Origin of the sequence: Serratia sp. L9 (assembly GCF_050632285.1) — a bacterium.
Classification (GTDB): Bacteria; Pseudomonadota; Gammaproteobacteria; order Enterobacterales; family Enterobacteriaceae; genus Chania.
Genome location: NZ_CP192591.1, coordinates 1677955 through 1701337 on the forward strand (window position 1 = coordinate 1677955; position 23383 = coordinate 1701337).

The 23383-nt window shown below is 53.8% G+C and carries 21 protein-coding genes and 3 pseudogenes; 18 read left to right on the forward strand and 6 right to left on the reverse strand.

What is annotated here, in order from left to right:
* Positions 1–36 precede the first annotated feature (36 nt).
* The gene (locus tag ACQ86O_RS07895) at positions 37–525 is read right to left on the reverse strand and encodes a hypothetical protein (RefSeq protein ID WP_431224771.1); all 489 of its coding nucleotides are present in this window, start codon (positions 523–525) and stop codon (positions 37–39) included.
* Complete coding sequence (locus tag ACQ86O_RS07900) at positions 515–1297, reverse strand: winged helix-turn-helix domain-containing protein (protein ID WP_431224772.1); 783 nt, start codon at positions 1295–1297, stop codon at positions 515–517. The genes ACQ86O_RS07895 and ACQ86O_RS07900 overlap by 11 nt, the downstream gene beginning before the upstream one ends.
* A gap of 561 nt (positions 1298–1858) precedes the next feature.
* On the opposite strand from ACQ86O_RS07900, the gene ACQ86O_RS07905 reads away from it, so the two are divergent.
* The 13 genes and pseudogenes from ACQ86O_RS07905 (at position 1859) to ACQ86O_RS07965 (ending at position 11122) form a co-directional block, all read left to right on the forward strand.
* Positions 1859–2398, forward strand: a complete 540-nt coding sequence (locus ACQ86O_RS07905; protein ID WP_431224773.1) for a fimbrial protein — start codon at positions 1859–1861, stop codon at positions 2396–2398.
* A gap of 69 nt (positions 2399–2467) precedes the next feature.
* A complete protein-coding gene (locus tag ACQ86O_RS07910; RefSeq protein WP_431224774.1) occupies positions 2468–3022 on the forward strand; it encodes a fimbrial protein in 555 nt (184 codons plus the stop codon).
* Positions 3023–3113: 91 nt separating this feature from the next.
* Positions 3114–5220, forward strand: a pseudogene (locus tag ACQ86O_RS07915) (fimbria/pilus outer membrane usher protein); the annotation flags it as partial.
* An 84-nt stretch (positions 5221–5304) separates the two neighbouring features.
* The gene (locus ACQ86O_RS07920) at positions 5305–5544 is read left to right on the forward strand and encodes a FimD/PapC C-terminal domain-containing protein (RefSeq protein ID WP_431225679.1); all 240 of its coding nucleotides are present in this window, start codon (positions 5305–5307) and stop codon (positions 5542–5544) included.
* Between the two features lie 98 nt (positions 5545–5642).
* A pseudogene (locus ACQ86O_RS07925) lies at positions 5643–6403 on the forward strand (fimbria/pilus periplasmic chaperone).
* Positions 6404–6476: 73 nt separating this feature from the next.
* Entirely contained in the window at positions 6477–7079 is a 603-nt protein-coding gene (locus tag ACQ86O_RS07930) for a fimbrial protein (RefSeq protein WP_431224775.1), read from the forward strand.
* Positions 7072–7593, forward strand: coding sequence for a fimbrial protein (locus ACQ86O_RS07935; RefSeq protein ID WP_431224776.1), 522 nt, complete (start codon positions 7072–7074; stop codon positions 7591–7593). Before ACQ86O_RS07930 ends, ACQ86O_RS07935 begins: the two co-directional genes overlap by 8 nt.
* Positions 7590–8093, forward strand: a complete 504-nt coding sequence (locus ACQ86O_RS07940; protein WP_431224777.1) for a fimbrial protein — start codon at positions 7590–7592, stop codon at positions 8091–8093. Before ACQ86O_RS07935 ends, ACQ86O_RS07940 begins: the two co-directional genes overlap by 4 nt.
* Positions 8090–8578 (forward strand): fimbrial protein, encoded by a 489-nt coding sequence (locus ACQ86O_RS07945; RefSeq protein WP_431224778.1) that lies wholly within the window; start codon positions 8090–8092, stop codon positions 8576–8578. Before ACQ86O_RS07940 ends, ACQ86O_RS07945 begins: the two co-directional genes overlap by 4 nt.
* Positions 8579–8588: 10 nt before the next feature.
* Entirely contained in the window at positions 8589–9074 is a 486-nt protein-coding gene (locus ACQ86O_RS07950; RefSeq protein WP_431224779.1) for a fimbrial protein, read from the forward strand.
* A 121-nt stretch (positions 9075–9195) separates the two neighbouring features.
* Complete coding sequence (locus ACQ86O_RS07955; RefSeq protein ID WP_431224780.1) at positions 9196–9627, forward strand: fimbrial protein; 432 nt, start codon at positions 9196–9198, stop codon at positions 9625–9627.
* Between the two features lie 156 nt (positions 9628–9783).
* Positions 9784–10635 carry a hypothetical protein gene (locus ACQ86O_RS07960; RefSeq protein ID WP_431224781.1) on the forward strand — a complete coding sequence of 284 codons (852 nt, stop codon included), beginning with the start codon at positions 9784–9786 and terminating at the stop codon, positions 10633–10635.
* A gap of 133 nt (positions 10636–10768) precedes the next feature.
* The gene (locus tag ACQ86O_RS07965; RefSeq protein ID WP_431224782.1) at positions 10769–11122 is read left to right on the forward strand and encodes an MmcQ/YjbR family DNA-binding protein; all 354 of its coding nucleotides are present in this window, start codon (positions 10769–10771) and stop codon (positions 11120–11122) included.
* 41 nt (positions 11123–11163) lie between these two features.
* Here ACQ86O_RS07965 and uvrA read toward each other — a convergent pair.
* Positions 11164–13990, reverse strand: a pseudogene (uvrA, locus tag ACQ86O_RS07970) (excinuclease ABC subunit UvrA).
* A gap of 290 nt (positions 13991–14280) precedes the next feature.
* On the opposite strand from uvrA, the gene ssb1 reads away from it, so the two are divergent.
* A complete protein-coding gene (gene ssb1, locus ACQ86O_RS07975; RefSeq protein ID WP_431224783.1) occupies positions 14281–14820 on the forward strand; it encodes a single-stranded DNA-binding protein SSB1 in 540 nt (179 codons plus the stop codon).
* 480 nt (positions 14821–15300) lie between these two features.
* Here the strand turns inward: ssb1 and ACQ86O_RS07980 are convergent, their stop codons facing one another.
* Together ACQ86O_RS07980 and bhsA are read right to left on the reverse strand one after the other, a co-directional pair.
* The gene (locus ACQ86O_RS07980) at positions 15301–16050 is read right to left on the reverse strand and encodes a 3-oxoacyl-ACP reductase family protein (RefSeq protein WP_431224784.1); all 750 of its coding nucleotides are present in this window, start codon (positions 16048–16050) and stop codon (positions 15301–15303) included.
* Positions 16051–16240: 190 nt separating this feature from the next.
* Positions 16241–16501 carry a multiple stress resistance protein BhsA gene (gene bhsA, locus ACQ86O_RS07985; RefSeq protein ID WP_431224785.1) on the reverse strand — a complete coding sequence of 87 codons (261 nt, stop codon included), beginning with the start codon at positions 16499–16501 and terminating at the stop codon, positions 16241–16243.
* A gap of 206 nt (positions 16502–16707) precedes the next feature.
* Between bhsA and ACQ86O_RS07990 the strand changes: the two genes are divergently transcribed.
* From ACQ86O_RS07990 to ACQ86O_RS08005, 4 genes are all read left to right on the forward strand, one after another.
* Complete coding sequence (locus ACQ86O_RS07990; protein ID WP_431224786.1) at positions 16708–17382, forward strand: glutathione S-transferase family protein; 675 nt, start codon at positions 16708–16710, stop codon at positions 17380–17382.
* A gap of 31 nt (positions 17383–17413) precedes the next feature.
* Positions 17414–17821: a VOC family protein gene (locus tag ACQ86O_RS07995; RefSeq protein ID WP_431224787.1), complete on the forward strand. Its 408-nt coding sequence runs from the start codon at positions 17414–17416 to the stop codon at positions 17819–17821.
* 375 nt (positions 17822–18196) lie between these two features.
* On the forward strand, positions 18197–19558 hold the full coding sequence (locus ACQ86O_RS08000) for an NCS2 family permease (protein WP_431224788.1): 1362 nt from the start codon (positions 18197–18199) through the stop codon (positions 19556–19558).
* A 180-nt stretch (positions 19559–19738) separates the two neighbouring features.
* Positions 19739–21388 carry a Na+/H+ antiporter gene (locus tag ACQ86O_RS08005; protein WP_431224789.1) on the forward strand — a complete coding sequence of 550 codons (1650 nt, stop codon included), beginning with the start codon at positions 19739–19741 and terminating at the stop codon, positions 21386–21388.
* 40 nt (positions 21389–21428) lie between these two features.
* Here ACQ86O_RS08005 and ACQ86O_RS08010 read toward each other — a convergent pair whose 3' ends face one another.
* A complete protein-coding gene (locus ACQ86O_RS08010) occupies positions 21429–23153 on the reverse strand; it encodes a SulP family inorganic anion transporter (protein WP_431224790.1) in 1725 nt (574 codons plus the stop codon).
* Positions 23154–23383: the final 230 nt, after the last annotated feature.

The following is a 23383-nucleotide window of genomic DNA, read 5'->3' on the forward strand; positions in this document are numbered from 1 at the left end:
GAGGGCAGGCCTTTGGAGTTAAGCTCCATTGAACATTTATATGTTGCTAATGCACATCAGCACCGGTGAAAAGGCATTCCACAGCAGGTAACCATTTTCCACCTTTGTGAGCCTCAATCGCCGGGAGCCAAGTGAAAAGTCGAAAATTGACTCATTAAGCAAGGCATCAGGAATATTATCGCGTGCATTCTTTTGTACGGTCACCTGTTGCAGGGTGAGGTAACCGTTACCTTCATAGCGATACTGAAAATTTATGTCGCGCAAAAGCGTCAATTTTTTTGAGTCGGCACTGCCGAGAACATTGCCAGAAATACTCATTCTGCCTTGGCCGTTGCCGTCAAGATCCAAGGACATGACACCTTCTGTTTTAAAATCACTCTGTACCGTGAAAAACGAGGTGCAACTGACGTAGGGACTCCTTTCTCTGACAACGAACTTGTGCATAAGGATGTTGAACAGCAGAGCGCCTGCGATGAGGGCAAAAGAAATAAGCCAAATAAAGGATCTATTACGATTATTTAGCATAAACATAGACATCCTTGCAGTCAGCAAAATGAGTCAACGTATTGTCACTGTAGGTGCAACGGGTCATAAAAGCTCTGCCCTCCTTCTTATAGCTATAATGCTCACCTATTTGAATAATATACATATTGTTGTCAAAGCAAGCTGCATTATCAGCGGCCAGATCGCGCGCGATTTGTTCCTTTCGCAGCGCATTCTCTGAGGGGTTCTTATTCAGGCTATAAACTGGGCAAGTCCCGATATTACCCACTTTATACAGTATAGATGTAGGGAAGCGCTCGTCCTGGCTAGCAGAGGTGAGGTGAAAAGGTTGGATAACCAGAAAAATTGCGACAACCAAACTTATTCCGAGCAGTATGGGCCGGTAACTTCGTTGCAGCGTTTGTTCCCATTTAGTGGAGACTGACTCAATATTTCTGGCTTCAGCTACCTGTTTTGTTGCTTTGCTGACAGATACCCGTTCTCCACTAATATAAAACCCTGCTCTAGGGATGGTTTTTATAATTTCCTCTTCGCAGCCCAATTCATTTAATGACTTGCGGATCAAAGAAATATACTGATTTACCGAGTTGTTGGAAGGATCTAATCCATATTTATCCCATATGTTATTGAGCAGTTCCTCCCTGCTAATCATTTTGTCGGCATTTTCAAGCAGGTAAGTGAACAGTCGTGCGGGTATGGTGGTGAGGGAGAGCCTTCTGTCGGGGTACGCAATGTTCCACATCGCATCATCTTCGCTTCTGAACATAATCATATTAGAAATCGTAAAAATCATTTTGCTCCCCTTTCGCGGGTTATTGCTTGATTCTACACCAATAAATTATCCAAGGTATTGCTGTGTTGTATCCAGATACCACGCCTGAGCCGACTTGCACATCATCAAACCCTCTCAACCACAGAGCACAGCCCTTTTGAGGGATTATAGTTTACACCTCAGTATTACTGACTCATGCGTCGTGCACTCCAGCAGGCAATCAGTATAAAAACGCTTAAAATACCGCACTCGATTAAAATTGAATTGCGAAGTGGTTTTTAATCCCCTTACATAGATATTTCTTGCTATTTTTTGCGTGAAAATACGACTGATTAAAATAATAAATACGGATTTTTCCTAGTGCTTACATTGGGTTGCGTTTGATTTTTTTGCCGGTAACGCTTTATAAGACAAGAAGAAGAAACAAAGAGGAACGTCCTATATAAGTAATTTTCTGGCTAAGTATCATACACCAATCCTAGCCCGGAGGCAGTATCGTGGATAGTGATTAAAGCGCGCTTAGTGTATTTCACAGCGCGCTGAAAATTTCTTTTTTATAATTAAATCATAGGAACGGATTTCATGAACTTTAAAACGATCGCTTTGTTTGTGGGTACCACATTGATGGCTGGTTCTGCGTTTGCTGCAGGTCAAGGTGAAGGCAAAATCACTTTCACCGGTTCTATCATTGATGCACCTTGCTCTCTCTCAAGTGATTCTATTGACCAGACTATCCCATTGGGCGCTATCTCTAACGTGGTTCTGGCGGCTAACGGCAATACCGGTGTGTCTTCTCCAGAGCCCTTCTACATTGAGCTGAAAGACTGTGTGATTGCCACTGCGGGTACAAAAGACAACGTGACCGTGACCTTTACCGGTGCAGCTTCTACTTATGACTCTGACAGCCTGGGCTTGATCGGTTCCGCTGAAGGTGCCTACATCCTGATGTCTCAGGCAGACGGCACCAAGGTAGCACTGAACACGCCAACCAGCGCTCAGACTGTAATCAATGGTAACAACACCTTGAGCTTCACTGCTGCTCTGAAAGGTGGCGGTACTGGCGCGACGATCAAACCAGGTAGCTTCCAGGTACCGACCAACTTCGTAATGACTTATCAATAAGTTTTTGCGACATGTTAGCCAACCTGCGGCGCTCCTGCCGTAGGTTTTTTATCCCCATGGAGTAGGTCAATGAAATGGACTCATGACGCTTCACCTTGTGTGGCGCCTTCCCTGCTGATGTGTTGTGCCCTGGTATTTTCCGAGAGTGTTTTTTCCGCTGGCGTTTCGGGGCAGGGGCGCGTCAGCATGGAAGGCACCATCGTTGAGACGCCGTGTGCGATTGATGTCGGCGATCGTGACCAGAGTCTGGTGATGGATACCTTACCCATCAGCCAGTTGATCCGTGATGGTCGAGGACCGGAAAAGGACTTCGCAATCCACCTGGTGGATTGCGTACTGACCCGTCTCAACCCGGCCCAACCTGATTGGCAGTTGTTTCAGGTAACTTTTGATGGTGACCGTGATAGCAATTACTTCGGCGTGACCGGAGAGGCTCGCGGCGTGGCGTTGATGATCCGCGATATCAAGGGAGAGGTGGCGATACCGGGCGATGCCTTGCCAGTCAGTGTCATCACTCCGGGAGAGCGCCATCTGCGTTACACACTGAGTCTGGTGGGCAACCAGGACACCTTGCAGGCAGGGGATTACCGTTCGGCAATACGATTCAGAATGGATTATTACTAAAGGGAATTTCTTCATGGTGCGTTATTTTTCCCGCTCCCTCCTTGCCGTCCTCTGTCAGGCCAGCCTGGGCAGCAGCGTATTGCTCGGGGCGATGAGCGTGGCCCAGGCGAAAGATATTCAGCTCAATACGGACATCCTGGATCTCAAGGATCGAGGCAACCTCGATTTAAGCCAGTTTACGCAAAAGGGGTTCATCCTGCCGGGGACCTATGACCTGGCCATCAACCTTAATACGCATGTGATGCCTGCGCGTCCGGTGGTGTTTCTGGCGCCGGACAATGATCCTAAAGGTAGCCAGGCCTGTCTGAGCAAAAAACTGGTTGATCAATTGGGGCTCACCAACACGGCTCTAAAAGGGCTGACCTGGTGGCATCAAGAACAATGTCTGGAGGTTGCCAGCCTGCCTGGGATGGAAGCCCGTGGCGATCTGGGTACCAACACGCTGTACCTCAGCGTGCCACAGGCTTATCTGGAATACAGCAGCACGGACTGGGACCCGCCGTCGCGTTGGGAAGAGGGCATTCCCGGCATTCTGCTGGATTACAACCTCAATGCCCAGGCACAACACCAGCATCAGGAAGGTAACCAGAACTATAACCTCAGTGGCAACGGGGTAACCGGGGCCAATCTGGGTTCCTGGCGGCTGCGTGCCAGTTGGCAGATGCGTGTCGATCACCGCACCGCTTCCGGTCAACCGACCGAGCGGAGTTTTGACTGGACGCAGTACACCGCTTACCGGGCGATTGCCCCGCTGCGCGCCAAACTGACGGTGGGGGAAGACTTCCTCAGATCCGATATTTTTGACAGCTTCCGTTTCACCGGGGCCAGCCTTATCTCTGATGACAATATGTTGCCACCGAACCTGCGTGGTTATGCACCGGAAGTGAGCGGTGTGGCACGGGGCAACGCCAAGGTGGTGATCAGCCAGCAAGGACGGGTTATCAAGGAGGTGCTGGTCGCTGCCGGGCCGTTCCGCATTCAGGATCTGGATAGTGCGGTCTCCGGTGCGTTGGATGTGCGGGTGGAAGAGGCCAATGGCAGCGTGCAGAGCTTCCAGGTCGATACCGCCACTATTCCGTACCTGACCCGGCCTGGGCAAGTGCGCTTCAAGCTGGCGGCGGGGCGCCCTTCGGACTGGCAACACCAGGTCAACGGACCGCTGTTTGCTACCGGTGAGTTCTCCTGGGGGTAAGTAACGGTTGGTCGCTGTATGGCGGCGGGGTCGGGGGCGACGATTATTCGGCCCTGTCACTGGGGCTTGGACGGGACCTGATGGCTTTTGGTGCATTGTCGGCGGATGTGACGCAGTCGCGTGCCCGATTGCCACAACAGGGCTCGCAGCAGGGCGGATCTTATCGCCTGAACTACTCGAAGCGTTTTGACCAGACCAATAGCCAGGTGACGTTTGCTGGTTATCGGTTCTCTGATAGTCGTTTCCTGTCGATGGCTGACTACCTGAGTACCCTGCAGAACGACAACGGTGTCGCCCCTGGCCGTAGTAAGGAGATGTATACCGTTTCCTTTAATCAGCAGCTCACGTCGCTGGGGTTGAGCGCTTACCTGAATTACGACCACCAGACCTACTGGAACCAGGCCACCAGTGATCGTTACAACCTGTCGCTGGCACGTTACTTCGACATTGGGCGTTTGCGTAACGTCAACCTGTCGCTGACGGCGTACCGCAACAATTTCAACAACACCAAAGATGACGGCATGTACCTGTCGTTATCAATGCCGTGGGGGAACGCCGGAACGGTGAGCTTCTCCGGTTCTTATGCGGCAGGCAGCAATACCAACGCGATCAGCTATTCCGATCGGGTCGGTGACACGGGCAACTATACGCTGCGGGCCGGTATGGCGGGCAGCGATGCCGACATGAGTGGTTATTACTCGCACCGTGGCTCTCTGGCGCAAGTTAACGGTATAGCCAGCTATCGCGCCGGGCAGTTCAGCTCGGTTGGCATGTCGTTGATGGGGGCGCCACTCTGACTGGAGAAGGCGGAGCGATACACCGTGCGGGCGTGTTGGGCGGAACGCGAATGCTGATTGACACCGACGGCGTGGCCGGGGTGCCGGTAGGTGGCTATGGCAGTACGGTTAACTCCAACATCTTCGGCAAAGCGGTGGTGGCGGATGTGAACAGTTATTACCGCAACAGTGTGCGTATTGACGTGGACAAGCTGGCGGAGAACGCCCAGGCCACTACCTCGGTGGTGCAGGGGACGTTGACTGAAGGCGCGATTGGCTACCGCCACTTTGAAGTGGTGGCTGGTGAGAAGGCGATGGCGGTGATACGTCTGGCTGACGGGTCGGTACCGCCGTTCGGCGCCACGGTTCTGAATGCTAAGAAGCAGGAAACCGGCATGGTGACCGATGCAGGCAATGTCTACCTCAGCGGTCTTAAGGGCGGCGAGACCATGACGGTGCACTGGAACAACCAAGAGCAGTGCCGGATCACCCTGCCGCAAGAACTCCCGGCAGGCTTGATTGCCAACCTGCTGCTGCCCTGTGTGAAAGGGTAACAGCAGAATTAATCCTATTGAACAGTAAGGGGCGCTATTGACGAAGGCCTGACAGCCAACGCGAGAGCGCCCATGAACAAGAGAAGCAAGTCATGACCATGAAACGTATTTTTTTGATGAGTCTGCTGGCAGGCACCGCGGTGACCACACTGGTGCCGGCCGTGCAGGCAGCCATCGCGCTGGATCGGACCCGTGTGATATTCCCAGGTAACGAGAAGTCAGTGAGCTTGACCGTGCGCAACCAGAACCAGGAACTGCCCTATCTGGCGCAGGGCTGGCTGGAGGATGCACAGGGCACCAAACTGGAGGGCAGCAGCGCCTTTACCGTGTTGCCACCGGTGCAACGTGTTGAACCTAAAGGGCAGACTCAGGTGAAAATCCAGGCGATGCCGGGTGCCAGTCTGTTGCCGCAAGACAGGGAGTCGCTGTTCTTCTTCAACCTGCGGGAAATCCCGCCGAAGAGCGATAAGGCCAACGTGTTGCAGATAGCGCTACAGACGCGCATCAAGATGTTCTACCGCCCGGCGGCGCTGGCGGATGCTGCTGCGAAGCAGCAGGCGATCCCGTATCAGGAACAACTGACGCTGAGTAAAAGCGGTGACGGTTACACCGTCAACAACCCGACACCTTATTTTGTCACGCTGATTGGTGCCAGCGCGAAGAAGGGGGTGAGGTAGTACAGGGCTTTGAACCGCTGATGGTACCGCCGAAGGGCAGCGCCAAGCTGGGCGGTAGCGCTGCGGCACTGGGGGCTACCCCGGTACTGGTGTATGTGAATGACTACGGCGGCCAACCGGCACTGACCTTCCGCTGTGGTGGCACGAGTTGCCAGGTGGATGAAAGCAAACGCGACAAATAGTCACCGGAGATGACGGTAGTGTTGGACGTTGCCCCTAGGCATGTGCCGTAACGGAAGAACGAGGGAAACAATCATGGAAAAGAGAAGACTGACTGGCAAGACGGCATCGTATTCAGGCCTGGTTGGCCTGATGCTGGCGGCCTTGCTTTCCCCGGCGGTACAGGCGGATGCGGGGCAGATTGACGGCGAACATGGGGTGTTGCACGTGACGGGGGCGTTGACCGAGAGCGCCTGCCGCCTGGAGATGAGTAGTGCCGATCAGTCTGTCTTGCTGGGGGACGTGGGGACCGGCCGTCTACAGCACTTCGGTGAGCGAGGTACGCCGGTGGCGGTACAACTGCGTTTGCAGGACTGCCTGCGTAGTGCGGCCAGCAATCGTGATATCGAAGGTAACCTGACCTGGGGAATCCTCCAGCCGGCAGTATCACTGACGTTTACTGGCGAACAGGATAACAGTAACCCGCAGTTGTTCATGGCGCGCGGTGTCAGCGGGATGGGGCTGCGTATGACCGATGGCGCACGACATGACGTGCTGCCGGGTTTGGCAGGAAAACCGCAACTACTGACGCCGGGCAGTAATGTACTGACTTATTACATCATGCCGGAACGTACCGGGGCACCGCTGCAGGTGGGGGCTTATCTGGCCCACGTCAACTTCAGGTTGAGCTATGAATAAGTTTCCTCAAGGCAGCGTAGTCTGTCGCTCGCTGATTGGCGCGGCCAGTGGCCTGATGCTATGCCTGGCATCGGCACAGGCCAGCAACATACTGCCGATCAAAATCATAGGCACAGTGATTAGCGCGCCAGCTTGCGTATTGAATGGCAACAGCACCATCAATGTGAAATTTAACAACGGCATTGCGTTAGAGACCACCAGCATTGATGGCAGCAACTACGCCACGCCGGTGCCGTTTACCCTGAGTTGTACCGGCAACCCATCAAGCCTGCGTCTGCGGTTTCAGGGGACAGGCAGCACCTTTGACCCCAACGTTTTGGCGACCACCGTGACGGACCTGGGCATAAAGCTGCTGCGGCCAAACAACAGTGCGCTGAATGTGGGTGACTGGTTTACCTTCGGCTATTCGGCAACCCCGCCCGACATCAAGGCGGTACCGGTGAAACGGTCAGGTGCCACCTTGTCGGGTGGCGTATTTAACGGTTCTGCAACCCTGTTGGTGGAAGTGTTATGAAACAGCTAAACGTGATATGTCCTGCCCTGGCCTTACTGGCCATCTTGGGCGGTGTGTTACCGGCGCAGGCGGTGCAGGTGGATGTCCAATTCAGTGGCACCCTGGTGGTGCCCCCAGCTTGCGTATTAAATGGCAACAGCGCCATCAATGTGAAGTTTAACAACGGCATCGCGTTACAGACCACCAGTATAGATGGCAGCAACTATGCTACCCCGGTGCCGTTTACCCTGACCTGTACCGGCAACCCGTCCAGCCTGCGCCTGCGGTTCCAGGGCACAGGGAGCACTTTTGACCCCAACGTATTGGCGACCGACGTGACAGACCTGGGTATAAAACTGCTGCGGCCAAACAACAGTGCGCTGAATGTGGGTGACTGGTTTACTTTCACCTATTCGGTTACCCCGCCCGCCATCAAGGCAGTACCGGTGAAACGGCCAGGCACCATTCTGCCGGGCGGAGCGTTCAATGGTTCGGCCACGCTGCTGGTGGAAGTGCTATGAAACAGCTAAAGGCGATACGCCCAGCGCTGGCCTTGTTGGTCAGTTTGGGGAGTGTGTTACCGGCGCAGGCGGTGGCGGTGGATGTCATCTTCAGCGGCAATCTGGTGGTGCCGCCCCCTTGCGAAATCAACAGCGATAATGCCATCTCGGTGGTGTTTGGTAACGATATGCTGACCGAGCGAGTCGATGGGGTCAATTATGAAAAAACTATCGCCTATACGCTGGACTGTAACGGGGCGACATCCACGGCACTGAAGTTGCAATTTCAGGGGGCAGGCACGGTATTTGATGCCAGCGTGCTGGCCACAAGTATGCCGGCTCTAGGGCTGGAGTTACGCAGTGACGGCGTCAAGTTACCGCTGAACACCTGGATTAATTTTACCGATCCGACCCGTCCGGTGCTGACGGCTGTTCCAGTGAAGGGTAACAAACTGAATGGTGGAGTATTTACCGCGACGTCAACACTGGTCGTGGATTATCAGTAAGGAATTACCAATGAAAGGAAAAGACATCGCGCTGGCCGCAGGGCTGGCAATGATGGGCCTGATAGTCCCTTCGGCGCAGGCCGTGCAGGTAAACTTTCAGGGCGGTCTGATAGAGGCAATACCTTGTACCATCAGTGATGGTGAACTGATCGAGGTGGATTTTAACGATATGGTTATCCGTGATATCGACGGGGTACGCTACAGCAAGCCGATACCTTACAAGATTGATTGTAGCGCCGCAGGCGCGGTTCGATTGAGTTTTCGGGCTACCGGTAGCAGTTTTGATATCGGGGTCGTTCAGACCAGTTCGCCAGATCTGGGGATCCGCATTACGTCAAATGGCGTTCCGATCTCTGTGTTGCCAGACGCGTATCTTACCGAAATTGACGTGCAATCCCCGCCGCAATTGATGGCTGTGCCGGTAGTGAACCCGGCGCAGCCACCGAGCCCAGGAGCGTTTACGGCGCGGGCCATGCTGTTGGCCGAGTACCAATAGGAGTATGTGATGAACCAATGGCAAGGTTTTGTGCGCACAAGTCTGGCGCTTTTGCTAACCGGCCCGTTTTTGTTCTGCCCCCGGTGCAGGCCGTCGAGAATGTGCTTTTCCGGGGGTATTGTTGGATGCGCCCTGTACGCTGCGCCCGGGTGATGAGGCGATAACGCTGGATTTTGACACGATAATTGACAAGTACCTTTACCTTTACACACGAACCCCCAGCAAGCCGTTCTCGCTCCATCTCGAGAACTGTAATACGGCGGTGGCGACAGGCGTGAAAGTCTCGTTTATCGGAACCGAAAGCCTGCCGTTGCCAGGGTTGTTGGCATTGGACGGGGCGAGCATGGCCCGTGGGGTGGCGATAGGGATAGAAACCGGTGCGGGTCAGTCGTTGCCGCTCAATGTTCAGAGTTCCACTACCCCACTGACGCCGGGCGATATGACGATTGCGTTTCAGGCCTATGTGCAAGCAGAGCCAGCGGCGAAGGCAAATCAGGGGATAGTGCGGGGGCCATTTACCGCCACGGCAACCTTTGCACTGGAATATCAGTAGCAGCCCAGGTTGCCCTTGGCAAGACGCGACATGTCATCAGGCCTGTCACGCTGATAATGATGTGGGGCTTCTGCCGTATCCAGGGAGCGAGAGGTTGTTGCACCTAGCAGCAGTGAACCTCCGCAAGATCATCCTATTTAAAACATCGATGCAAAAATGAACAAAAAACACACAGCTCTCACGGGTTTTCTACTGTTTGCGTCAGTGCTGACAAGCCTGGCTCATGCAGAACCGCGCCTTATTGTCACGAGCGCATCCTTAATCACTAAAGGCTCCATCCTGTCTACTGTATCAGCAAGCTGGACCACCATAGAATCCAATGCGGTTTACCCAACCAGCTTGCATCCCTACGATGAAGGCTATCGCTCCTACGGGCCCGCTCTCCAGGCCCGGGAATACAGCGATGCTACACACACCAGCTATACCGAGTATTGGGACACCCTATACGCCAATAACAGAATCATGATCAACATCACCCCCACAGATACATGGGCAACTTTGGCGGCCAAGTATGCTGACAAAGCTGGTGCCAGCGGGACAAGTATTTGGCCCCATAGCACGGTGGCTAATCACTACGCGCTTGTAAGAGCATGCACCGTTGTCACCCGTCAAAACGTCGGGTATACACGTGACAACGTTATGCCTGACCCGTTATCCTGCAACAACATTCCGGAAGTAGAAAATCCGGCAGTATGCGATATCGCTATCATCGGGTCGAACAACCTGGACCATGAAACTCTAAACGAATCGGCTGTCAACGGGCACACCGCGACCGCGACTGCCACTCTATCTTGCACAAAGCCGGCCACCGTAGAGTTCAGGGTCTTGAACCAACCGGTTGAACTGGGGAATGGCATCACGTCTACTGTCAAAATTAATGACAGCTTATCGCCTGTTGTTAGCGTTAATAATCCGACTAACGTGACGATAAAATCGACGCTCGCGGCATCTAACCCGCAACCGGGCCCTTTTGCGGGCAACACTATCATCATCGCCAATGTCCAATAGTTGGCTGGCCGGGCAGACCTGTGGTACACACAGCCCCTGCTATAATTGATGCCACTGTCAGTGTTTTTGACCCCGTAACCAGATAATCTGCTTGGTTACGCAGACGGGGTTATTTTCATAGGGGAGTCAACGAATGAACAATTCAACACTATTGGAATATTGCATGGCCAAACCGGGCGCGGAGCAAAGCGAGCAAAACCAGTGGCAGGCCAGCCAGATCAAGGTTGGCGATGTCATGTTTGCTATGCTGTGCGAAGTGGAAGGCCGCCAGGCATTGGCGGTGAAAAGCAGCCCGGAACTGGCGGAAAGCCTGCGCGAGCAGCACTCTGACATTGTCCCATGCGAACATTTGAATAAAGCTCACTGGAACACGGTGTTCCTGGACGGCAATCTGCCAGACTCGCAGTTCTACCATCTGATCGACAGTTCTTATCAACTGGTGCTGGAAGGGTTGCCCGAGCAGGTGCGCCAGGCGCTGCGCGTTTAAAGCAGATGCGGGCCGCAGAACGACCCGCATGCATTAGAGAGTTACTTTTCCAGCATCGGCTTGAGGAAGCGGGCGGTATGGGACTCTTTACAGTTAACCACGGTTTCCGGCGTGCCGGACACCAGGACCTCACCACCGCCGCTGCCACCTTCTGGCCCCAGATCGACAATCCAGTCCGCCGTTTTAATCACATCCAGATTGTGCTCAATCACCACGATGGTATTGCCCTGATCGCGTAACTGATGCAGCACCGCCAGCAACTGCTGGATATCGGCAAAATGCAGGCCGGTGGTGGGTTCATCAAGAATATACAGCGTCTGGCCGGTGCCGCGTTTCGACAGCTCCCGCGCCAGTTTTACCCGCTGCGCCTCACCGCCGGAAAGGGTGGTGGCCGATTGACCAAGACGAATATAAGAAAGCCCCACTTCCATCAAGGTTTGCAGCTTGCGCGCCAGGGCCGGTACGGCATCGAAGAATTCGCGGGCTTCTTCAATGGTCATCTCCAGCACTTCGTGAATGCTTTTGCCTTTGTACTTCACTTCCAGCGTTTCGCGGTTATAGCGCTTGCCTTTGCACTGATCGCACGGCACGTAAATATCCGGCAGGAAGTGCATTTCAACCTTGATCACCCCGTCGCCCTGGCAGGCTTCACAACGGCCTCCCTTCACGTTAAAGCTGAAACGCCCTGGAGTGTAACCACGGGAGCGCGATTCTGGCACACCGGCAAACAATTCCCGCACCGGGGTAAAGATACCGGTGTAAGTGGCTGGGTTAGAGCGCGGTGTACGGCCAATCGGGCTTTGATCGATGTCGATCACCTTGTCGAAATGCTCCAGGCCGGTCACTTCGCGGTAAGGTGCTGGCTCGGCAAGGGTCGCCCCGTTAAGCTGGCGTTGGGCAATCGGGAACAGCGTATCGTTGATCAGCGTGGACTTACCGGAACCGGAAACCCCGGTAATGCAGGTAAACAGCCCGACGGGCAGCGTCAGCGTCACGTCTTTCAGGTTGTTACCACGCGCCCCGCTCAGCTTCAGGACTTTGGTCGGATCGGCGGGTACGCGCTCGGCCGGGATGGCGATTTCGCGTTTGCCGCTCAGGAACTGTCCGGTCAGCGATTCCGGTTGCGCCATGATGTCGTCAACGGTGCCTTCTGCCACTATCTGCCCACCGTGGACACCGGCGCCAGGGCCGATATCAATGACGTGGTCAGCCGCGCGGATCGCATCTTCGTCGTGTTCTACCACGATCACCGTGTTACCCAGATTGCGCAGATGGATCAGGGTTTCCAGCAGGCGCTCGTTATCGCGTTGGTGCAAGCCGATGGAAGGCTCATCCAACACATACATCACGCCAACCAACCCAGCCCCGATCTGGCTAGCCAGGCGGATACGCTGAGCTTCCCCCCGACAGCGTCTCCGCCGAGCGCGACAGAGAAAGGTAGTTTAATCCGACGTTGACCAGGAATTTGAGACGATCACCAATCTCTTTCAGCACCTTCTCGGCGATCTGGGCACGTTGACCGCTCAGCTTCATATTCTGGAAGAATGTCATGGCATGGCCGATGCTGAGATCGGAGATCTCCGGCAGCGTGGTGTCTTCCACAAACACGTTACGCGCTTCTTCACGTAGACGGGTGCCGCTGCATGAGGCACAAGGGCGGTTGCTGATAAATTTGGCCAGCTCTTCGCGCACCGCGCTGGATTCGGTTTCTTTGTAGCGACGCTCCATATTATGCAGCACGCCTTCAAATGGATGGCGGCGCACGGTGGTGTCACCGCGATCGTTAATGTATTTGAATTCGATGGTCTCTTTGCCTGAGCCACTCAGCACCGCTTTCTGAACGTTGGCGCTCAGGTTGCTGAATGGGGCTTCCACATCAAATTCATAATGTTCCGCCAGCGAGCGCAGCATCTGGAAATAATAGAAGTTACGGCGATCCCAACCGCGAATGGCGCCACCGGCCAGAGAGAGCTCTGGGTTTTGCACCACACGCTCAGGATCAAAAAACTGTTGCACTCCAAGGCCATCACAGGTCGGGCAGGCACCGGCCGGGTTGTTGAACGAGAACAGGCGCGGTTCCAGCTCGCGCATGCTGTAGCCACAGATAGGGCAGGCAAAATTGGCAGAGAACAGCAGCTCTTCCGCTTTTATGTCGTCCATATCGGCCACCACGGCGGTGCCTCCGGAAAGGTCCAATGCGGTTTCAAATGACTCGGCCAGGCGCTGTGCCAGATCTTCACGCACTTTGAAACGATCCACCACCACTTCAATAGTGTGTTTCTTTTGTAGTTCCAGCTTGGGGGGATCAGAGAGATCGCACACTTCGCCATCGATACGTGCCCGGATATAGCCCTGTGTGGCCAGGTTTTCCAACGTCTTGGTGTGTTCACCTTTACGATCTTTCACCACCGGGGCCAACAGCATCAGGCGTTTGCCTTCCGGCTGGTTGAGCACGTTATCCACCATCTGGCTGACGGTTTGTGCCGCTAGCGGGACGTGGTGATCAGGGCAACGCGGTTCGCCGACGCGGGCAAACAGCAGGCGCAGATAATCATGGATCTCGGTGATGGTCCCCACCGTAGAACGCGGGTTATGCGAGGTGGATTTCTGCTCGATGGAAATCGCTGGCGACAGACCTTCAATATGGTCGACGTCCGGTTTTTCCATCAGTGAAAGGAACTGGCGTGCGTAGGCAGAGAGCGATTCGACATACCGCCGCTGCCCTTCGGCATACAGTGTATCAAAGGCCAGTGAGGACTTGCCTGAACCCGACAGGCCGGTGACGACGATCAGCTTGTCACGCGGGATAATCAGGTTGATGTTTTTCAGATTGTGGGTTCGAGCACCACGAACTTCGATATTGTCCATTTACACTTCCCGTCTTGATGATACACCGCACCTGTCTGCGTTCTTTTGCTAAGGATTTTGTGATCTAATGCGCAAAAAAACGGCACGGGCAGTACGAAACGCATAATTATGGCACAAAAAAACCTGAATGAATATCCAGTATACGAATGCAAACAGGTCGATAGCAGCGACAATTCTGGAAGGCACTTCGCAGGTATAATCTAAGCAGGTGGCATGCTACAATTTGTGGTTTAGACTATCTAAAATGTGGTCTGTATCCACTTAACAAACGACTCATCAGGAGATTGAACATGGCCAGCAGAGGCGTAAACAAAGTAATTCTGGTCGGGAATCTGGGCCAAGACCCTGAGGTCCGATACATGCCTAATGGCGGCGCAGTTGCCAATATTACCCTGGCGACCTCCGAAAGCTGGCGTGACAAGGCTACTGGCGAGCAGAAAGAAAAAACGGAATGGCACCGCGTGGTGTTATTCGGCAAGCTGGCCGAAGTCGCGGGTGAATACCTGCGTAAAGGTTCCCAGGTTTATATCGAGGGCGCACTGCAGACCCGTAAGTGGACCGATCAGGCTGGCGTAGAGAAATACACCACCGAAATCGTGGTAAACGTGGGTGGCACCATGCAGATGTTGGGTGGCCGCCAGGGCGGCGGTGCTCCAGCAGGCGGTGGTCAGCCAGCAGGCGGCCAGCAGAGCGGTTGGGGCCAGCCTCAGCAGCCACAAGGTGGCAATCAGTTCAGCGGCGGCCAGCAGCAGGCTCGTCCAGCGCAAAACAACGCGCCAGCGACCAGCAACGAACCACCAATGGATTTCGACGACGACATCCCGTTCTGATTGCGCCATTTTTCTTTGCAAATCAAGTGGTTATCTCGTTTTTTCGAAATAACCATAGGCTGTTGGAGTGCCTATTGCAAGCCTGACTTATCCTTACCCAGTAATGGGTTTGAACCTCGAAAGAGGAAGGGGAGTGCAGCATGTCAGGAAAAGGCTGGTTGCGGGGAAATAACCTACTTTGCGCCAGCCATTGCAAGTCCCATATGGTTAAGCCTGATTGGTTGAATCATAGTTCATAGTGGGTTTCGGGATACCTTTGACTCACGGTTATTCAGGAGTCATATCAGTATTTATAGGGGTTATTGTTAGAAGGCCGCTATATCCAACAATATTGGCACCTACTCGGTGAGAGTGGCAATTGAACGTAAGTGGAACCTAAGTGGGGTCAGTCCAGCAGGCGTTGCTTGCAGTTAATAGATTAGCCGCATAATACATCGGCACGATTTATAACGTGTCGATGTATTATAAATGAAAATCATTTTAAGCCGAGAAACCGCCGTCAATCATCAGGCTGGCACCGGTAATATATCCCGCTTCTGGGCCTGCCAGATAAGCTACAAAACTGGCGATCTCCTCATCCTTGCCATAGCGACCAACGGCCATCATGGATTTCATCACCTCGGCAAAGTCGCTGTCTGCCGGATTCATATCGGTGTCCACCGGGCCAGGCTGTACGTTATTGACGGTGATACCGCGTGGGCCAAGATCACGAGCCATACCCTTGGTCAGGCCGACCAGTGCCGACTTGCTCATGGCATACAGCGCTCCACCGGCGAACGGCATGCGTTCGGCGTTAGTGCTGCCGATATTGATAATACGGCCGTTGTCATTCATATGGCGTATTGCCTCCTGGCTGGCGACAAACACACTGCGCACGTTAATGGCCAACGTGCGATCCAACTCCGCCAAGGATAGCGCTTCCAGACTCCCCATTGCCAATACGCCCGCGTTGTTGACCAGAATATCCAGTTTGCCCAGGCTGCTTACCGCATGGCGAATGGCTTGCTGCAATGCGGCTGCGTCCGCGCTGTCAGCACGAATGGCGACGGCTTTGCCACCGGTAGTGGTGATGGCATTGACCACGGTATCTGCTTTATCCGGGGATGAAACATAGGTGAGGGCGACGGCAGCGCCTTCGCTTGCCAGACGTTTGGCGATAGCTGCGCCGATACCGCGTGAACCACCCTGAATAAAGGCCACTTTACCTTGCAGAGATTGAGTTGTAGACATGATGTGTCTCCAGAACTAAGGAAGGTGAGTAAGTCGAAGCAATCAGACCCAGTGATAAAGGTAGCTGAGGATTGCCTGAAAATATTGTATTTACCAGGTTCGGGCCGAGCCGTTTAGCCGCCATTTTGCTGCCCGCCAAAGCCAGAAAAGCCCCGTGAGGGGCTTCTTCTGGCAGGGCATCACCTGATGATCAGTTGAAGATTTCAGCCGTGCCGTACAGTTTGTTCTGGCCACCGGCGGAAATGATGCGGTAGGAGTTGGCACCGGATGCGGCTGCTTTGCTCGCCAGTTCTGCTTCCAGAGCGCTCAGGTTGCTTGCACCGCTTACGCTGACAACGCCGATTTTTTGTGCGTCGGCTGCGGGTTGGCTGGTGGCCTGGTCAGCAGCAATGGTGGCGAAAGAAGCGGTAGTCAACAGAATGGCAGTAGCAAAAATTTTGATGTTTTTCATGATTCAATCCTCACAGGTTTTTGTTGGGTGAGAGGCTGTTTTCTCTCGATGAAATGAATGATAGGCCACAGTGGTGGAATGGAAAATCGGAGAGTTTTGAGTATCTCATTCAAATAAATTGACAGTTTGTTGTCTGCCAGCGGAGGGTTGGCGAGGGAACCGGATCGCAACTACCTTTAACGGGAGGTTATTACTGGAGAAAACGCATGATTATCGTCCATCACCTGAATAACTCGCGCTCGCAGCGCATCCTGTGGTTTTTGGAGGAACTGGGTGTGCCCTATCAGGTACTGCGCTATGAGCGTGACAAGACCACCATGCTAGCACCGCCGGAATTAAAGAAAATCCATCCGTTGGGTAAATCGCCGGTGGTGGTTGATGGCGATCTGACATTGGCGGAGTCAGGGGCCATTATCGAATACCTGCAGGAAGCCTACGACGCGCAAGGGCTGTTCACGCCCACCGATTTCCACGCCCGCCAGGAATATCGCTATTGGCTGCACTATGCCGAAGGCTCGTTGATGCCGTTGCTGGTGATGAAGCTGGTGTTCAGCCGCTTGGGGCATCCGCCGATCCCGTGGGTGATACGCCCGGTTGCCGGAGCTATTGGCAAAGGGGTACAGAAAGAGTATCTGGATAAGCAGATTGCGACTCACCGTGACTATTTAGAACAACATCTGAATAAAAGCACCTGGTTTGTGGGCAATGAATTCAGCGCAGCGGATATCCAGATGAGCTTTCCAATAGAGGCTCTGGCCGGGCGCGGCGGGCTGGAAGGGTGCCCGAAACTGCAGGATTATCTGGGGCGTATTCACGCCCGCCCAGCCTATCAGCGGGCGTTGGAACAGGGGGGCCATTCAACGTACTTGGGTGAACTATAATTGTTGCGGTCACTTTTATTGGAGGTAGCCCATGGCTACGCAAATTTTTGTTAACCTGCCCGTCAGCGATCTGCCTGCTTCCACCGATTTCTTCCGCCAACTGGGGTTTATGTTTAACCCCCAGTTTACCGATGAAACTGCGGCTTGCATGGTAGTGAGTGAAACCATCTATGTGATGCTGCTGACTCACGAAAAATTCAAAATGTTCACTCCAAATCCCATTGGTGATGCCAAAAAAGCCACTGAAGTGCTGATTTGCCTGTCGCAACCCAGCCGTGCTGCGGTAGACGCGTTGGTACGCAAGGCGATTGCTGCCGGGGGCAATACCTACAATCAACCGCAGGATTACGGATTTATGTACGGCCATGGTTTTCAGGATCTGGATGGACACATCTGGGAATTGATGTACATGGATGAACAAGCGATGCAGAAGCAGTAACTTTTTCCGCCCTCAGATTTGGGGGCGGTTTCCTACCGTCATTCTGGATGTTATCGATCTCGCCTCCTCAACGTGATTGCTCCTCAGGTGTTTTCGCATAAATGTCGCGATCTTTAGTTGATCAGACGGCATAGAAGGCTAGATAATCGTTTGCCTTAAAAAATGCCCCTTATGGCTCAAGCTTTGATGTTGTCATTTTTGCTTGGGATCTTTGGGCGCCACCACCATAAATCACCCGCTTTATGCAATGAGAGTTAAACGTTTGCCTTAAGGGTAAGGAAGCGAACGTGACGGAAACGGTTTCGTAATGACCATGCATAAGTGGAATAACAAGCCTTTTCATACGGGCTGGTAATGAAAACAGGGGACAGCAACATGTCGAATTCTCAAGCGAATAACGCCGTGAAACCAAAGGGCGGGCTTGATGCGTATTTTAAACTTTCAGCGCGTGGTACCAACGTGCGTCAGGAAGTGGTGGCAGGGTTAACCACCTTCCTGGCGATGGTCTATTCCGTGATCGTGGTACCCAGCATGCTGGGTAAAGCCGGTTTTCCACCCACGGCGGTGTTTGTTGCCACTTGCCTGGTCGCCGGTTTGGGTTCTCTGTTGATGGGGCTGTGGGCTAACCTGCCGATGGCGATTGGCTGTGCCATTTCACTGACGGCGTTCACCGCCTTCAGCCTGGTGCTTGGCCAACAGATCAGTATTCCTGTCGCGCTGGGCGCGGTATTCCTGATGGGGGTGCTGTTTACCATTATTTCTGTGACCGGCATCCGTTCCTGGATCTTGCGTAACTTACCGATGGGGGTAGCACATGGCACCGGTATTGGTATCGGCCTGTTCCTGCTGCTGATTGCCGCCAACGGTGTCGGCCTGGTGGTGAAAAACCCGCTGGATGGTCTGCCGGTGGCGCTGGGGGCATTCACCTCATTCCCCGTGGTGATGACCTTGCTTGGGTTAGCAGTGATTTTCGGCCTGGAAAAATTGCGTGTGCCAGGCGGTATTCTGCTGGTGATTATTGCCATTTCCATCATCGGCCTGATTTTTGATCCAGCGGTGAAATACCAGGGGCTGTTTGCCATGCCAAGCCTGGCGGGGCCAGATGGCAAATCATTAATCTTCAGTCTGGATATTATGGGTGCTTTGCAGCCCGTGGTTCTGCCAAGCGTGCTGGCGTTGGTGATGACGGCAGTGTTCGACGCTACGGGCACCATCCGTGCGGTCGCCGGGCAGGCGAACCTGCTGGATAAAGATGGCCAGATCATCAACGGGGGCAAAGCGCTGACTTCAGACTCGCTGAGCAGCATTTTCTCCGGGCTGGTAGGGGCCGCACCTGCGGCGGTTTATATCGAATCTGCGGCGGGTACGGCGGCAGGTGGTAAAACCGGCCTGACGGCAACCGTGGTTGGGCTGCTGTTCCTGTTGTTCCTGTTCCTGTCGCCGCTGTCCTATCTGGTGCCGGTTTATGCTACTGCGCCAGCGCTGATGTACGTTGGCTTGCTGATGCTGAGTAACGTCACCAAACTGGACTTCAACGACTTTGTTGATGCAATGGCCGGTTTGCTGTGTGCGGTGTTTATCGTGCTGACCTGTAACATCGTTACCGGCATCATGCTGGGCTTTAGTTCGCTGGTGATTGGCCGGGTATTCTCTGGTGAATGGCGCAAGCTAAATATCGGCACCGTGCTGATTGCGGTGGCACTGGTGGCGTTCTATGCCGGTGGTTGGGCAATCTAATACGGTTTCTCATGGGGCCGGTTCTTCGGCCCCACTGTTTTATTCCCGTTAAGACAAATCTTTTTCTCTTCTGTGCTGCATTTTGAAAGGCACAACAAGCTTTATCCGCACTAAAAAAAGTGATCTACTATTCGGCATACTTTGTCAGTGAGCTTTGATGATTTAGAGTCTAAGGAAAGCATGGAAATCTTTTTTACAATCCTCATTTTGATCTTGGTGGTCTCCCTTTCAGGGGTCGTGACGCGCATGCTGCCGTTCCAGATCCCCTTGCCGTTAATGCAGATAGCTATCGGGGCTTTGCTGGCCTGGCCACATTTCGGGTTACATGTCGATTTTGATCCCGAACTGTTTTTAGTGCTGTTTATCCCACCGTTACTGTTTGCTGATGGCTGGAAAACCCCAACGCGCGAGTTCCTGCACCATGGGCGTGAAATCCTGGGGTTGGCCTTGGTGCTGGTACTGCTTACCGTGGTGGGTGTGGGTTATCTGATCTATATGATGGTTCCAGGGATCCCGCTGGTGGCGGCGTTTGCGCTGGCGGCGGTATTGTCACCAACCGATGCTGTGGCGTTGGGTGGCATCGTCGGTAAAGGGCGTATCCCCAAGTCCATCATGGGCGTGCTGGAAGGTGAAGCGCTGATGAACGACGCTTCCGGCCTGGTCTCACTGAAGTTTGCCATCGCAGTGGCGATGGGGACCATGGTGTTCACCGTCGGCGGCGCTACCATGGAATTCCTCAAAGTGGCGATCGGTGGCCTGCTGGCCGGCGTGGCCGTGACCTGGACTTACAGTAAATCGTTGCGTGTAATGAGCCGTTGGAGCGGGGACGATCCGGCCACGCAGATTGTGTTCTTGCTGTTACTGCCTTTTGCCTCTTATCTGATTGCTGAACATATCGGCGTGTCTGGCATTTTGGCTGCGGTGGCGGCGGGGATGACTATCAGCCAGTCCGGGGTGATCCGCAACGCGCCGCTGGCCATGCGTTTACGCGCCAACAGCGTTTGGGCGATGCTGGAATTTGTGTTCAACGGCATGGTGTTCATCATGTTGGGGCTACAGTTGCCGGGCATTATGGAAGTCTCAATCGTGCAGGCCGAGCTGGATCCGACCATTGAGACCTGGTACCTGTTCACCGACGTGGCCATTATTTACGCCGCGCTGCTGATATTGCGTTTTACCTGGTTGTGGTTGATGAAAAACGCCAGCAAGCGCTTTATGAAAAAACGCCCTCTGCAGTTTGGTGATTACAGCACGCGTGAGTTGTGGGTGGCGTCTTTCGCTGGCGTGCGTGGTGCGATTACCCTGGCGGGTGTGCTCTCCATTCCGCTGCTACTCAGTGATGGCAGCGCCTTCCCGGCACGTTACCAACTGGTGTTTATCGCCACCGGGGTTATCTTGCTGTCGCTAATTGTTGGTGTGTTGGCCTTGCCATTGTTGCTGCGCGGTGTGCATGTGGTAGACAAAAGCGTCAGTAAAAGCGAAGAACGTATGGCGATTGCCATGGCAGCGGAAGTGGCGATCGAGAGCATCAACAAGATGGAGGAGCGATTGGTTGCGGACACCGAGGAAAACTTCGATCCGCAGGTGCTTAAAGAGATCAGTTCACGGGTGATCGGCACGTTGCGGCGGCGCATCACCAGCAAAGATGATATCGAAAATGCGCTGGAGCTGGAAAACCTGGAGCGGCGTTTCCGCCTGACCGCTTTGCGGGCTGAGCGTGGTGAGTTATATCATTTGCGCGCCACACAGAAAATCAGCAACGAGACCCTGCAGAAGCTGCTGCACGATCTCGACCTGCTGGAAGCTCTGCTGATTGAGCGGGAAGGGTAATAAAACTTATAGATAGGGGCCGCGATGCGGCCCTTGTTACTTATGGTAAAGCGTCTGCATTTTGCTCTGCTTCTGCCTTGCGTTCTTTGCTTTGAATCAGCTTCAACGCCAGATAAAGATCGGGAACCAGGATAAGATCGCGCTTATTACTGCTGGAGCGGTGCATGCGGAACCAACGTGTCAACTCGGTGCGGCGGCCTGCGAGCACCAGGCTGATACCTCGTTGTTCAAGATCCTGCTTTAATTCTTCGATAGCCGCGAGCACGCTGATATCGGCATGGGTGAAGCTGGCTACCGCATCAATCACCACCCAACGTGGCTGGAGGGGCGTACCGGTCACTAGATTGACGATCCGCCGTTTAAAGTAGGCCACGTTAAAATAGGTCAATGGCGAATTAAAGCGGTACATAATGACACCGTCGACCGGTTTGACCCCGTTAGTGCTGCTTATCGAATGGATCATGCCGTCTTCTTTTACCCCGAGTAACTGCTCGGTAGGCCGGAAAACCGTCTGCAGAAACTGCAGCAGGCCCAGTAACACCGCGAGCCCAATACCGGGAATAATCCCCACCAGCAGTACGCTCAGGAAAGTAAACAACGCCAGATAGAATGCGGGACGGTTGCGTTTACGTAGCCGGAAAATGCTGCGCATATCCAGCAGTGACCAGGAAGCATAAATCAGCACCACACCTAATACCGCAATGGGGATGAACTGCAAGGGTTCGCTAAGGAATAACACCACCAACGCTATCACCAGTGCAGCAATTATCGAGACCAACTGGCTTTTACCGCCATTGGCATCGTTAACCGCGGTGCGGGAGTTGGCACCGCTGATGGCGAACCCCTGCGAAAGCCCAGAGACAATATTCACCAGCCCCAGAGCGCGAAACTCGCTGTCCGCATCAACCTCATAGCCATTTTTTGCCGCAAAGCTGCGGGTGGTCAGCATCATGCTGACAAAACTGACTACCGCCAGGTTTAATGCGGGGATAACCAGATCGCGCAGCAGTCCTGGTTTAAAATCGGGCCAGGACACCATAGGCAAACTGCCACCGGTATAGCCAGAGACGGTTTCAACGCCAAAGCGAGGCAGGTTTGCCGCCCAGGTCAACCCGGTAGCCAACACGACGGCGAACAGCGGTGCAGGCCAATTTGGTCGGGTATAATGCACCCCCAACAGGATCAGCAGCGTAAACAGTGAGATACCCATCGTTGGCCAGTGGCTGCTAAGCAAACTGACTGGCAGCGCGTAAATGCGTTCAATCAACTCACTTGAGGGGGATGCAAATCCGAATACCTTACTGATCTGGTTGACGATAATGGTTAACGCCACGCCGTTCAGCAAGCCGTTCAATATCGGACGTGACAACAGATCCGCTATCGCTCCCAACTTGAAACGGCTGGCTATCAGACACCAGGTCCCCATCATCAGAGTCATAACGATGGTTAATTGCCAGTGGAGTTCGGTTTTGCCGGCAGCCAGCGGAGTAACTACCGCAGCAATGACCGCGCAGGTTGCCGCATCGGGGCCGACGATCAGTTGGCGCGATGAACCAAAAATTGCGTAAGCGATCATCGGCAGAACACAGGAATAAAGCCCGACGATGGCACTGACACCGGCCAGTTCGGCATAGGCAATGGCGACTGGCAGTGCAACTGCCGCAACTGAGAGGCCTGCCCGAATATCAGGTTTCAGCCAACTACGCTCATAAGCGAGCAGGTTCATCAGGCCGGGGGTGAGCCCCTGGAGGGTTTTCCAGCGCATAGATTTTTCCCTCAAACATCATAATGGCAACGTTATTATCTTGCTGTCCCTCCCTTCAGCTGGTGGCCGGTAAAGGAGAGAATCAGCGGGTTTCTACCAATATTAGTTGAAGAAGAGCGCGTGGCGTTGCCTGAATTTTTGGTGCAATTGATACCGGGTGGGGATATTTAAGAATGCCTGGGCTCAGGTGGGGTTAGAACTGGGCAGATATTGTCTTGAGGGATGTGGCA

Coding starts and splice junctions, on each gene's coding strand:
- ACQ86O_RS07905 (WP_431224773.1), top strand. CDS start 1,859: ATGAACTTTAAAACGATCGCTTTGTTTGTGGGTACCACATTGATGGCT.
- ssb1 (WP_431224783.1), top strand. CDS start 14,281: ATGGCCAGCAGAGGCGTAAACAAAGTAATTCTGGTCGGGAATCTGGGC.
- ACQ86O_RS08005 (WP_431224789.1), top strand. CDS start 19,739: ATGGAAATCTTTTTTACAATCCTCATTTTGATCTTGGTGGTCTCCCTT.
- ACQ86O_RS07935 (WP_431224776.1), top strand. CDS start 7,072: ATGAATAAGTTTCCTCAAGGCAGCGTAGTCTGTCGCTCGCTGATTGGC.
- ACQ86O_RS07900 (WP_431224772.1), bottom strand. CDS start 1,297: ATGATTTTTACGATTTCTAATATGATTATGTTCAGAAGCGAAGATGAT.
- ACQ86O_RS07960 (WP_431224781.1), top strand. CDS start 9,784: ATGAACAAAAAACACACAGCTCTCACGGGTTTTCTACTGTTTGCGTCA.
- ACQ86O_RS08010 (WP_431224790.1), bottom strand. CDS start 23,153: ATGCGCTGGAAAACCCTCCAGGGGCTCACCCCCGGCCTGATGAACCTG.
- ACQ86O_RS07995 (WP_431224787.1), top strand. CDS start 17,414: ATGGCTACGCAAATTTTTGTTAACCTGCCCGTCAGCGATCTGCCTGCT.
- bhsA (WP_431224785.1), bottom strand. CDS start 16,501: ATGAAAAACATCAAAATTTTTGCTACTGCCATTCTGTTGACTACCGCT.
- ACQ86O_RS07950 (WP_431224779.1), top strand. CDS start 8,589: ATGAAAGGAAAAGACATCGCGCTGGCCGCAGGGCTGGCAATGATGGGC.
- ACQ86O_RS07920 (WP_431225679.1), top strand. CDS start 5,305: ATGGCGGTGATACGTCTGGCTGACGGGTCGGTACCGCCGTTCGGCGCC.
- ACQ86O_RS07930 (WP_431224775.1), top strand. CDS start 6,477: ATGGAAAAGAGAAGACTGACTGGCAAGACGGCATCGTATTCAGGCCTG.
- ACQ86O_RS07990 (WP_431224786.1), top strand. CDS start 16,708: ATGATTATCGTCCATCACCTGAATAACTCGCGCTCGCAGCGCATCCTG.
- ACQ86O_RS08000 (WP_431224788.1), top strand. CDS start 18,197: ATGTCGAATTCTCAAGCGAATAACGCCGTGAAACCAAAGGGCGGGCTT.
- ACQ86O_RS07895 (WP_431224771.1), bottom strand. CDS start 525: ATGCTAAATAATCGTAATAGATCCTTTATTTGGCTTATTTCTTTTGCC.
- ACQ86O_RS07945 (WP_431224778.1), top strand. CDS start 8,090: ATGAAACAGCTAAAGGCGATACGCCCAGCGCTGGCCTTGTTGGTCAGT.
- ACQ86O_RS07965 (WP_431224782.1), top strand. CDS start 10,769: ATGAACAATTCAACACTATTGGAATATTGCATGGCCAAACCGGGCGCG.
- ACQ86O_RS07940 (WP_431224777.1), top strand. CDS start 7,590: ATGAAACAGCTAAACGTGATATGTCCTGCCCTGGCCTTACTGGCCATC.
- ACQ86O_RS07910 (WP_431224774.1), top strand. CDS start 2,468: ATGAAATGGACTCATGACGCTTCACCTTGTGTGGCGCCTTCCCTGCTG.
- ACQ86O_RS07980 (WP_431224784.1), bottom strand. CDS start 16,050: ATGTCTACAACTCAATCTCTGCAAGGTAAAGTGGCCTTTATTCAGGGT.